Source organism: Christiangramia qingdaonensis (assembly GCF_048381525.1).
Classification (GTDB): Bacteria; Bacteroidota; Bacteroidia; order Flavobacteriales; family Flavobacteriaceae; genus Christiangramia.
This window is the reverse complement of sequence record NZ_JBLWIM010000012.1, coordinates 349,965-360,845: the sequence shown is the minus strand read 5'-3', so window position 1 is coordinate 360,845 and position 10,881 is coordinate 349,965. Positions and strand designations below refer to the sequence as shown.

12 protein-coding genes are annotated in these 10,881 nt (G+C 39.9%); all 12 read left to right on the top strand.

The genetic code is table 11. The features are described 5' to 3' along the window. A partial coding sequence (gene atpE, locus ACNI3T_RS06520) for an ATP synthase F0 subunit C (protein WP_417919864.1) occupies window positions 1–219 on the top strand: 219 nt, incomplete at its 5' end. Window positions 220–307: 88 nt separating this feature from the next. After that, a complete protein-coding gene (locus tag ACNI3T_RS06515) occupies window positions 308–802 on the top strand; it encodes a F0F1 ATP synthase subunit B (RefSeq protein ID WP_026913618.1) in 495 nt (164 codons plus the stop codon). 3 nt (window positions 803–805) lie between these two features. After that, window positions 806–1,360 (top strand): ATP synthase F1 subunit delta, encoded by a 555-nt coding sequence (gene atpH, locus ACNI3T_RS06510; RefSeq protein ID WP_418227133.1) that lies wholly within the window; start codon window positions 806–808, stop codon window positions 1,358–1,360. A gap of 45 nt (window positions 1,361–1,405) precedes the next feature. Continuing rightward, complete coding sequence (atpA, locus tag ACNI3T_RS06505; protein WP_322301627.1) at window positions 1,406–2,986, top strand: F0F1 ATP synthase subunit alpha; 1,581 nt, start codon at window positions 1,406–1,408, stop codon at window positions 2,984–2,986. Between the two features lie 118 nt (window positions 2,987–3,104). Next, on the top strand, window positions 3,105–3,965 hold the full coding sequence (atpG, locus tag ACNI3T_RS06500) for an ATP synthase F1 subunit gamma (RefSeq protein ID WP_418227132.1): 861 nt from the start codon (window positions 3,105–3,107) through the stop codon (window positions 3,963–3,965). Between the two features lie 97 nt (window positions 3,966–4,062). Then, entirely contained in the window at window positions 4,063–4,509 is a 447-nt protein-coding gene (locus tag ACNI3T_RS06495) for a hypothetical protein (RefSeq protein ID WP_418227131.1), read from the top strand. 55 nt (window positions 4,510–4,564) lie between these two features. Beyond that, entirely contained in the window at window positions 4,565–6,016 is a 1,452-nt protein-coding gene (locus ACNI3T_RS06490; protein ID WP_418227130.1) for an oligosaccharide flippase family protein, read from the top strand. Between the two features lie 3 nt (window positions 6,017–6,019). Further along, complete coding sequence (gene dut / locus ACNI3T_RS06485; protein ID WP_418227129.1) at window positions 6,020–6,454, top strand: dUTP diphosphatase; 435 nt, start codon at window positions 6,020–6,022, stop codon at window positions 6,452–6,454. Window positions 6,455–6,488: 34 nt separating this feature from the next. Further along, window positions 6,489–7,499: a sugar nucleotidyltransferase gene (locus ACNI3T_RS06480; protein WP_418227128.1), complete on the top strand. Its 1,011-nt coding sequence runs from the start codon at window positions 6,489–6,491 to the stop codon at window positions 7,497–7,499. A 5-nt stretch (window positions 7,500–7,504) separates the two neighbouring features. Beyond that, on the top strand, window positions 7,505–8,869 hold the full coding sequence (locus tag ACNI3T_RS06475; protein WP_418227127.1) for a tetratricopeptide repeat protein: 1,365 nt from the start codon (window positions 7,505–7,507) through the stop codon (window positions 8,867–8,869). Then, the gene (lolB1, locus tag ACNI3T_RS06470) at window positions 8,869–9,642 is read left to right on the top strand and encodes a lipoprotein insertase outer membrane protein LolB1 (protein ID WP_418227126.1); all 774 of its coding nucleotides are present in this window, start codon (window positions 8,869–8,871) and stop codon (window positions 9,640–9,642) included. The genes ACNI3T_RS06475 and lolB1 overlap by 1 nt, the downstream gene beginning before the upstream one ends. Window positions 9,643–9,647: 5 nt before the next feature. Then, the gene (locus ACNI3T_RS06465; protein WP_418227866.1) at window positions 9,648–10,862 is read left to right on the top strand and encodes a murein hydrolase activator EnvC family protein; all 1,215 of its coding nucleotides are present in this window, start codon (window positions 9,648–9,650) and stop codon (window positions 10,860–10,862) included. Window positions 10,863–10,881 lie beyond the last annotated feature (19 nt).

Sequence of the window (10,881 nt, the reverse complement as noted above, 5' to 3'; positions counted from 1 at the left end):
CACATTGGACTTGCAGCTTTAGGAGCTGGTCTTGCAGTTGTTGGAGCCGCTATCGGTGTTGGTAAAATTGGTGGTTCTGCCATGGATGCTATCGCACGTCAGCCAGAGGCTGCTGGGAAAATCCAGACTGCTATGATTATTGCTGCTGCACTTGTAGAAGGTGTTGCACTTTTTGGAGTGGTAGCTGCTTTGCTAGGGGTACTTACTGTACCGGCATAGTCCTGAATTTAAAAAGATCTGTTCGTAACGGTTGGTTACGAACAGATCTTAATTAATGATTACTTAAGAACATTTTATTTAGTTATATATGGATTTAATCACTCCCGATTTTGGCTTGTTTTTCTGGCAAACGATCGTCTTTTTGGTGCTTTTGTTTCTCATGGCAAAATTCGCCTGGAGACCTATCCTTAATTCTGTAAGAGATAGGGAACAGTCTATCAACGACGCGTTGGCTTCAGCTGAAAATGCTCGTAAGGAAATGCAGAATCTTAAATCTGATAATGAGCAATTGATGAAAGAAGCTCGTGCAGAAAGAGATGCTATCCTTAAAGAAGCACGTGAGTTGAAAGAAAAAACGATCGCTTCAGCAGCTGAAGAAGCGAAGCTTAAAGCAGACAGAATTGTTGCAGATGCTCAAAAGAGTATCGAACTTGAAAAACAATCTGCTCTTGCTGAACTTAAAAATCAGGTTGCAGAGCTTTCAGTAGAAATTGCTGAGAAAGTTGTGCGTAAAGAACTATCAAGTAAGAACGAACAACGCCAGATGATCGAGAAGATGCTGAGCGATGCTAAGTTAAACTAAGATATGAAAGGGAACAGAGCCGCACAACGTTACGCAAAAGCGATCCTTTCACTGGCAAAGGATAAGAATTCGGCGGAAGCTGTAAACAGTGATATGCAAACCATATCTGCTACTGTAAAGAACAGTGGTGATCTGGAGAACATGCTCACAAGTCCGGTGGTTAGAAAAGGCATTAAAAAGAGCGCGCTGCTTGAGATCTTTAAGGGTCTTAATGGTGTAACTGTTGGTGCTATGGATATGCTACTTGACAATGATCGTATTAATATTTTGCACATCGTTGCAAAGCAGTATACGATGATGTTCAACGCTATGAACAATATTCAGCACGCTAAAGTAACCACGGCAATTCCGTTGGATGCTGAGCTGGAAGCAATTATCATGGCGAAGGTTAAGGAACTTACAGGTAATGATGCGATCCTTGAGAATGTGATCGACGAGAGCATTATTGGTGGTTTTGTTCTTAGGGTTGGTGACTTGCAGTATGATGCAAGCGTAGCCAGAAACCTGGACAGACTAAAGAGACAATTAAAAGACAACACATACGTTTCAAAAATTTAATTAAAACAGGTGCGCCTGGTGCGTACCATTTTATCTTGAATAATTATGGCAGAAGTAAATCCTGCTGAAGTATCAGCAATATTAAAACGACAATTATCAGGTTTTGAATCCAAGGCCTCTCTTGATGAAGTAGGTACCGTTCTAACCGTTGGTGACGGTATTGCGAACATCTACGGACTTGCAAACGCTCAATATGGAGAACTTGTTCAGTTCGAGAGTGGATTGGAAGGAATCGTTCTAAACCTTGAGGAAGATAATGTTGGGGTAGTACTTTTAGGTCCTGCAAAAGAGATCAAAGAAGGTTCTACAGTAAAAAGAACTCAGCGAATTGCTTCTATCAATGTAGGTGAAGGTATTGTTGGCCGTGTGGTTGATACTCTTGGAGCTCCTATTGATGGTAAAGGTCCAATTGAAGGTGAGACATTTGAAATGCCTCTTGAGCGTAAAGCTCCGGGAGTAATTTATCGTCAGCCTGTAACTGAACCGTTACAAACTGGTATTAAATCTATCGATGCCATGGTACCGGTAGGAAGAGGACAGCGTGAGCTTATAATTGGTGACCGTCAAACAGGTAAGACCGTGGTTGCAATTGATACCATTCTTAACCAGAAAGAATTTTACGATGCCGGTGAGCCGGTATTCTGTATATATGTAGCGATCGGGCAGAAAGCTTCTACTGTTGCTGCGATTGCCAAGACACTTGAAGATAAAGGTGCGCTTGCATATACTACCATTGTTGCTGCAAATGCATCAGATCCTGCTCCAATGCAGGTGTATGCTCCATTTGCCGGTGCAGCGATTGGTGAATACTTTAGAGATACAGGTCGTCCTGCATTGATCGTTTATGATGATCTTTCCAAGCAGGCAGTTGCTTACCGTGAGGTTTCCCTTTTACTTCGTCGTCCACCAGGACGTGAAGCATATCCTGGGGATGTATTCTTCCTTCACTCAAGACTTCTTGAGCGTGCAGCGAAGGTGATCGCCGATGATGATATCGCGAAGCAAATGAACGATCTTCCAGATAGCTTGAAAGACAAGGTAAAAGGAGGCGGATCTTTGACTGCACTGCCAATTATCGAAACTCAGGCGGGTGACGTTTCAGCATATATTCCAACCAACGTAATTTCGATTACAGATGGTCAGATCTTCTTAACATCAGATCTATTTAACTCGGGTGTACGTCCTGCGATTGACGTGGGTATTTCAGTATCTCGTGTGGGTGGTAACGCTCAGATCAAGTCGATGAAAAAGGTAGCAGGTACATTAAAACTTGACCAGGCTCAGTATCGTGAACTTGAAGCATTTGCTAAGTTTGGATCAGACCTTGATGCTTCAACCATGAGTGTGATTTCTAAAGGTAAACGTAACGTGGAGATCCTTAAACAGGGACAGAACGATCCTTACCCGGTAGAAAACCAGATCGCGATCATCTACGCTGGTTCTAAGAACTTACTTAGAGATGTACCGGTAGAGAAAGTAAAAGAATTTGAATTAGAATATCTGGATTACCTGAATTCTAAGCATAGAGATACTTTGGATACTCTTAAAGCAGGAAAACTTACAGATGAAGTAACAGATACTTTGACTAAGGCTGCTAAAGAGCTTTCAGGGAAATACAAGAAATAGTATTGAGTACATAGATTGAAGATTTTAGATCTTTAATTGAAGTATTTACAATTGAAAATTATATAGGTATTGAGTAGTTTCTAACATCTAACTTCTCAATACTCAATACTAAAACAAAATGGCAAACTTAAAAGAATTACGTAGCAGGATTACTTCGGTTTCCTCAACGATGCAGATCACCAGCGCCATGAAAATGGTATCGGCTGCTAAGTTGAGCAAGGCTCAGGATGCAATTACATCCATGAGACCTTATGCTGAAAAGTTAACACAATTGCTGCAGGATTTAAGTGCTACTCTGGATGATGATGCGAACAGCAAATTTGCTGAAGAGCGCGAAGTAAAAAGAGTACTTATCGTAGCTATATCTTCTAATAAAGGTTTGGCCGGTGCTTTTAATACCAATATCATCAAAAAGGTAAAAAGTAAGGTTGCTGCAGACTATCAAAATAAAGAAGTAGAACTTCTAACTCTTGGAAAAAAGGGTAATGATATTCTGAAGAAAACCTTTGATGTTTACAAGAACGATAACGCTATTTTCGATGATCTTTCTTTCGAGAATGTTTCTGCAATTGCTGAAGAACTTATGCAGGTTTTCGTTGATGGCAAATTCGATAAGATCGAACTTGTTTATAATCAGTTTAAAAATGCCGGAACTCAGATCGTGATGGATGAGCAGTTCCTTCCAATCGAAAGATTTGAAACGGAATCTGAAAAGCAACTGGATTATATTTTCGAACCATCGAAAATTGAGATCGTTAAAGATCTTATACCAAAGTCATTGAAAATGCAACTTTTTAAGGCTCTTAGAGACTCTTTCGCTTCTGAACATGGCGCACGTATGACTGCGATGCATAAAGCGACAGACAACGCCAAGGAACTTAGAGATGATCTTAAATTATCTTATAACAAAGCAAGACAGGCATCTATTACCAATGAGATCCTTGAGATCGTTGGTGGAGCTGAAGCTTTGAACGGATAAGCTTATTAAATATAATTTGAAATGCCCTCCAAATGGAGGGCATTTTTTGTTTGGTACAGCTTTTGTTTTTATATCTTCAACTTTAAAAATCAACATTATGAAAAAATCACTACTAATTATAACCGGTATTCTGGTATTAAGCATTTTTGCTTCCTGTGGCAGTAATAAAGATCTTCAGGAAAGAGCACCTGCTCAATTCGCTGACGTTTATTATACATACACTTCAGAAGGTATCCAGCTAAATATTCCAGTTTCAGTAATTCAGGAGGAGCGTGTAGATCTGCAAGCTGTTTATTTCCACGGTATGAAGTCGCCACTTGTTAAAAGCGAAGAGAATTCCAATATCTACATAGCCAACTTTAGAGTAGGTGCCCAGGATATGGTTATGGATGTAGACCCTAAAAAGGAATACGGTAACAAAATGCCACAAATGCCTGAAGAGAGTCCGTTTAAGATCGATCAGGATGAAGCCATTCTGGTATTTGGACAAAACGATGAAACCAAATTCTATAAGCTTACTGGAATTGTGGAAAAGGAAGAGTAGCCAGAGCGGTTTTGTTATTTAAATTCAGATATTTGTAGCAAACCAACCGGCTCCTTTGAGTACTATAAAAAATCTCTTTAAGCAAACTTTTGTCTACGGCCTGGCTACTGTCTTGCCAAGGATGGTAAGTTTCCTTTTAGTTCCCTTATATACCGATATTTTACCGAAAGAAGAGTACGGTGAAATATCGGTTATTTTTGCTTATTTCGTTTTGATCAATGTCATCCTTGCCTATGGTATGGAAACGGCATTTTTCAGATTTTATAATAAGAGCGAAAATCCCAATAGTGTTTTAAGTACCTCTGGATGGTCACTGGTGATTACTTCACTTCTGTTTACGGTAGTAGCTTATCTTGCCCGCGATCTTATTGTAGAGGTTACCAATATTCCTTTGAAATACATAGAACTTGCGATCTGGATCCTGCTTCTGGACGCTCTGGTAATTATTCCGTTTGCCTGGTTGCGTGCTGCGGAAAAACCAATGAGATACGCGATTATCAAGATATTTAATGTGGTTGTAAACCTGGGTCTGAATGTATTTTTCCTGGTTTATCTGAAAGATCTGGCAGAAGAACATAGCTTCTTCCGAAGTATTTATGTAGAGGATTTTAAGATCAGTTATGTATTTATATCCAACCTGGTAGCAAGCGGACTTACGCTTTTACTCATGTTGCCCTTTTACTTCAGAATCTCTTTCACTTTTGATTCGGTACTCTGGCGTAAGATGCTGTCTTACGGATTTCCTATTCTGATCGCAGGAATTGCCTTTTCAGTAAATGAAGTTTTTGATAGAATTCTGCTTGACCGGCTATTACCACAGGATATAGCACGTGAACAAATTGGAGCGTATTCGGCCTGTTATAAGCTTGCCATGTTCATGACTTTATTTGCAACCGCATTTAGATTGGGAATAGAGCCATTCTTTTTCAGCCATTCCGGAGAAGAGAATGCTACTACAACGTATGCCCGTATCACCAACTACTTTGTCATTCTGGGAAGTTTGATCCTGCTGGGCGTGATCGTTTTTGCCGATCTTTTAAAGATATTGATCATTAAAGATTCAGCTTACTGGGAGGCTATGGAAATCGTTCCCTTAATTTTATTGGCGAACCTTTTTCTTGGTATCTACCACAATCTTTCAGTTTGGTATAAAGTAACAGATCGCACGAAATTTGGGGGTTATATTTCTCTGGCAGGAGCTGCCGTGACCATTGCTCTCAACCTATACCTTATTCCGAAGATAGGTTATACCGGTTCTGCCATTGCAACACTTGCCGCTTATGGCGTGATGATGACACTCTCTTATTTCTACGGAAGAAAATATTATAAAGTTCCTTACGATATGACTCGAATAGGAGCTTACCTTCTGGTGTCCATTACTTTCTCAATAATCTCATTTTACTTTTTCCGGGGAAATTATTTCGTGGGAATCCCGTTATTATTGATATTTATGGGTGTCATTTACTATTTTGAAAAAGACCAGATTTTAAGAATCATACAATCCTAAGACATGGAAGTAAAAGTGATCAATAAGTCGGCACATAAGTTGCCGCATTATGAAACCGATTTTTCTGCAGGAATGGATCTTCGAGCTAATATCGATGAACCGGTAACGCTGAAACCTTTAGAAAGGACCATTGTAAAAACAGGACTTTTTGTTGAACTTCCTTTGGGTTTTGAAGCGCAGGTGAGACCAAGAAGTGGCCTTGCGGCTAAAAAAGGGATTACGGTACTCAATGCTCCAGGAACAATCGATGCCGATTATAGAGGTGAAATTGGTGTCATCCTTGTAAATTTGTCCAATGAAGCATTTGAGATCCAGAATGGAGAGCGTATTGCTCAAATGGTCATCGCTAAACACGAACAGATCTCCTGGGAAGAAGTAGACATTCTTGGAGAAACTTCCCGGGGCGCAGGAGGTTTTGGAAGCACAGGAAATAACTAGCCCATATTTAAAGAATAATTTAAAAAGCTATAAAATGAAAATTATTGTACCAATGGCAGGTCGTGGTTCACGACTTCGTCCACATACTTTGACTGTACCAAAACCTTTAATTCCTATCGCAGGAAAACCAATCGTTCACCGACTGGTAGAAGATATTGCGAAGGTTCTTGATGAAAAGATCGACGAAGTTGCTTTTATCATTGGAGAAGATTTTGGAGAAAAAGTGGAGGAAGATCTTAAAAAGATCGCCGAAAGTCTTGGTGCCAAAGGAACGATCTATTACCAGGATAAACCATTAGGAACCGGTCACGCGATCATGTGTGCCAAGGAATCTCTTAGCGGTCCTGCAGTGGTTGCTTATGCCGATACACTCTTCAAAGCCGACTTTAACCTTGACAAATCTGCAGATGCAGTAATGTGGGTGAAGAAAGTTGAGAATCCATCAGCTTACGGTGTGGTGAAGCTGAATGACAATAACGAGATCACAGATCTTGTCGAAAAACCTGAAGAATTTGTTTCAGATCTTGCTGTTATTGGGATATACTATTTCAAGGATGTAGCAGTTTTAAAAGATGAACTTCAGAATGTTCTGGATGCAAAGCTAACCCGCGGTGGTGAGTACCAGATCAACGATGGGATTGAAGCAATGCGTAAAAACGGACTCCGTTTTGTTCCAGGAAAAGTAGATGAATGGATGGATTGCGGAAACAAAAATGTAACCGTGGAAACCAATGGTAGAATGCTGAATTTCCTTCATCAGGATGGAGAGAAATTGATGGCAGACTCTGTAAAGATCAAAGATTCTGAAATTACCGAACCTTGTTATATTGGTGAAAATGTTGAATTGATCAATGCTAAAATTGGACCTAATGTATCTATTGGGGATGGAACCAAAATTGAAAACAGTACTATCAAGAACAGTCTTATCCAGACCTTTGCTGAAGTAAAAAATGCAAAACTTGATAACGCAATGATCGGAAATTTTGCCAGATTTGACGGTGACTTTACCCAGATCAGCATCGGTGATTATTCCGTTTTAGAATAAATTTTATGCGTACATCCGGGAGCCTACTTCTTATGTTATGTTTTATACTTTCTGTGCAGGCACAGGATGATAAACGTCCATTTGAAGATGTGAACCAGGATGATCTCGGTCTTGTGAATGATGAGTTTCAGGAACTTTTCTTTGAAGCGCTCAAGCAAAAAGGTATCGAGAATTATGAAAAAGCAATTGTAGCACTGCGTAAAGCTTCAGAAATTTCTGAAGACAACGCGGTGCTTTATTTTGAACTTGGGAAGAATTATCGGGAACTTCAGCAATTTCCGGCAGCCATTGAAAATTTTCAGAAGGCTACAGCATTAGAACCCAAAAGGGAAGCTATTCTTGTCTCGCTTTTTGAAACTTACGCTGCAACGCGCGATTTTGATAGTGCAATTTCCACAGTGCAAAAGCTTATTAGCTTTGATTCCGATTATAAAGAGGACCTCGCTAATTTGTATTTGCTCAATGAAGATTACGAGAATGCATTACAACTTATAGATCAACTGGATCAGGACTTAGGAGCAAATTCCTATCGAAACTCGTTACGCCGTCAGATCTATGCGAGGACCAATAATACCGATGCTCAAATTCAGAATTTAAGGCAAAGTATTGCCGCTAACCCTGAGCTGGAAAAAAATTATCTCAACCTAATTTACATGTATAGTGAGCAGGGTGAGGATGAAGAAGCGTATAATGTTGCCAATGAACTTTTGGAAAGTAATCCCGGTTCTTCTCTGGCTCATCTTGCACTCTATAAATTTCAGCTCGAAAAACAGGAGACTGAAGCTGCTATTGCTTCCATGGAAATTGTATTTGAAAGTGAAGAAATCGATGCTGAGTCTAAATTCAAAGTGCTCAACGACTTCCTGATTTTTGTACAGGATAATCCTCAATATGAAAACCGTCTGGTAGAAGTTGCTCAAAAACTCACTCAAATTGAGAATGCACCGGGTTTGTATGAAAAACTGGGACAATTCTATCTAAAAAAAGCTGATCGGGAAAATGCACTTCGGTATTTTGAACTGGGAATAAAGAAGAATTCTACCAATTTTGAACTTACCAGGAATACACTGTTGTTACAAATTGATCTTCAGAAATATGAAGACGTTAGAGAATTGAGCGCACAGGCGTTGGAAAATTTTCCTTCTCAACCTGTATTATACCTATTTCAAGGGGTTGCTCTTAACAAACTTGAAAAGTTTGAGCAGGCAGAAAGCAGTTTGAAGGATGGGCTGGATTACCTGGTCGATGATATTAGAATGGAAGCCGATTTCTATGCACAGCTTTCTTTTAGCTATCATGGTATGAATAATGCAGGATTGGCGAATGAATACCGCGCTAAAGCGGAGGAATTACTTAAAGAAATAAATTGATGATTAGAAGAATAGTAACACTGGTATTTATGGCGGTAATTATAGCTTCCTGCGGAAGTTCCCGTCGTGCTGGAAAGATCGTTACAAAGAACACAGAAGCTGTTTCCATTATTAAAAAGCACTATGCTGAAGAAGCCGAATATAAGACCGCTTCCGGGAAATTAAGAGCAGTGTACCAGGACGATGAAAAAACACAATCTGTAAACCTTAGTTTTAGAATGGAAAAGGACAAGGCGATCTGGATGAGTGCGAGTATTCTCGGTTTTCCTGTTGCTAAAGTTTATATCACACCAAATAGTGTGAGCTATTATGAAAAGGTGACTCAGAGTTATTTTGATGGTGACTTCAGGTTAGTTAGTGATTTCCTTGGAACTCCGCTGGATTTTCAAAAACTTCAGAATTTGCTGATCGGGCAGGCGATCTATGATCTTCGTACTGAAGAATATGATTTCACACAATCTCCAAGAGGGTTTCAGTTCGTTCAGGAAGAAGAATCTGCTGATATGAAAAAAATGTTCCTGCTGGATAGTCGTACTTTGAAAGCAGCGGCTCAGCAACTGGCACAGGTTTCAGAAAACAGAAGTCTTACGGTTACCTATTCAGATTACCAGGTGGTAGATGGTATTGTCTTTCCTGAAGAGATTCGTATTATCGCCAATGAAGGAGGAAGCAGCACCAATATTGAAATTACTTACAGAAGCATCAGTTTCAATGAGGAAGTTAGTTTTCCTTTCGACATCCCATCCGGTTACGAAGAAATAAGCTTGAAATGATTAGAATGAAGGCTTCAAATGTATTGATTATTCTACTGCTTTGCATAGGTGGTATGCAGTTTAGCTATGCCCAAACAGATCGTGAAGAACTGGAAAAAAGGCGTATTCAGCTTAGAAATGAGATCACCAGGATCAATGAGCTTAGAATTTCCAACCAGAAGAAGCAACGCTCGGTGCTTGTACAGGTGGAAGATCTTGGACAACAAATAAGAAGCACCGAAGATCTTATAAAACTAACCAACCAGCAGGCGAATCTTCTCACGAGGGAAATTACTACGAATACGAATAAAATTGGTGCGCTTAGAAAGGAGCTGGAACAGCTTAAGGAAGATTATGCCCGAATGATCGAGAAAAGCTATAAGAGCAAGTCTCAGCAAAGCAGGGTGATGTTCTTGCTGTCTTCTCAGAACTTCCTGCAGGCATATAAACGAATTCAGTATATGAAGCAGTATACCAATTATCGTAAACAGCAAGGAGAAGAGATCAAGGCTAATACGATAGAATTGCAACAATTGAATTCCAGGTTGGTTCAGCAAAAAGAAGAAAAACAGAAACTAATTGCTGAAAATAGAAAAACCAGGGCTCAGTTAGAACAAAATAGAAAATCTCAGCAAGAACTTGTTTCCACGATCAAAAAACGTGAAGGTGAATTTGCGAGTCAGTTAAAAAGTAAACAGAGAGAGATCGACGAAATCGACAGGGCGATCGATCGAATGATTCGCGAATCCATTGCCAATGCAAATAAAGAGAGCGGTTCAAGCTCAAGAAGTACTTATGAACTTACTCCGGAAGCGAAAGCACTGGCGACTGATTTCAATAATAACAAAGGAAAATTGCCTTGGCCGGTGAAATCTGGTGTGGTGACCATGAAGTTTGGAAAACAACCACATCCTGTAGTAAGTTCGGTAATGGTTAATAACAATGGAGTACGAATTGATACTGATAAAGGTGGAAAGGCGCGTGCTGTTTTTAATGGAACTGTTAGCGAAGTGCAGGCGGTGAAAGGTGCGAATAAAGCGGTGATGGTTAGACACGGTGATTTTATTACGATCTATAACAACCTTGAGAACGTTTTTGTGAAAAAAGGGGACACGGTAAGGACAGAGCAGGAGATAGGAGAGATCGCAACCAGTAGAACTACTGGGAAAACGACTCTGCATTTTCTATTGTATAAGAACGATCAAAAAATGGATCCGGCAGGATGGATCTATAGAATGTAATTTCAACGCAACCTTATGG

Coding starts and splice junctions, on each gene's coding strand:
- dut (WP_418227129.1), top strand. CDS start 6,020: ATGGAAGTAAAAGTGATCAATAAGTCGGCACATAAGTTGCCGCATTAT.
- ACNI3T_RS06495 (WP_418227131.1), top strand. CDS start 4,063: ATGAAAAAATCACTACTAATTATAACCGGTATTCTGGTATTAAGCATT.
- atpA (WP_322301627.1), top strand. CDS start 1,406: ATGGCAGAAGTAAATCCTGCTGAAGTATCAGCAATATTAAAACGACAA.
- lolB1 (WP_418227126.1), top strand. CDS start 8,869: ATGATTAGAAGAATAGTAACACTGGTATTTATGGCGGTAATTATAGCT.
- ACNI3T_RS06480 (WP_418227128.1), top strand. CDS start 6,489: ATGAAAATTATTGTACCAATGGCAGGTCGTGGTTCACGACTTCGTCCA.
- ACNI3T_RS06475 (WP_418227127.1), top strand. CDS start 7,505: ATGCGTACATCCGGGAGCCTACTTCTTATGTTATGTTTTATACTTTCT.
- ACNI3T_RS06465 (WP_418227866.1), top strand. CDS start 9,648: ATGAAGGCTTCAAATGTATTGATTATTCTACTGCTTTGCATAGGTGGT.
- atpG (WP_418227132.1), top strand. CDS start 3,105: ATGGCAAACTTAAAAGAATTACGTAGCAGGATTACTTCGGTTTCCTCA.
- ACNI3T_RS06515 (WP_026913618.1), top strand. CDS start 308: ATGGATTTAATCACTCCCGATTTTGGCTTGTTTTTCTGGCAAACGATC.
- atpH (WP_418227133.1), top strand. CDS start 806: ATGAAAGGGAACAGAGCCGCACAACGTTACGCAAAAGCGATCCTTTCA.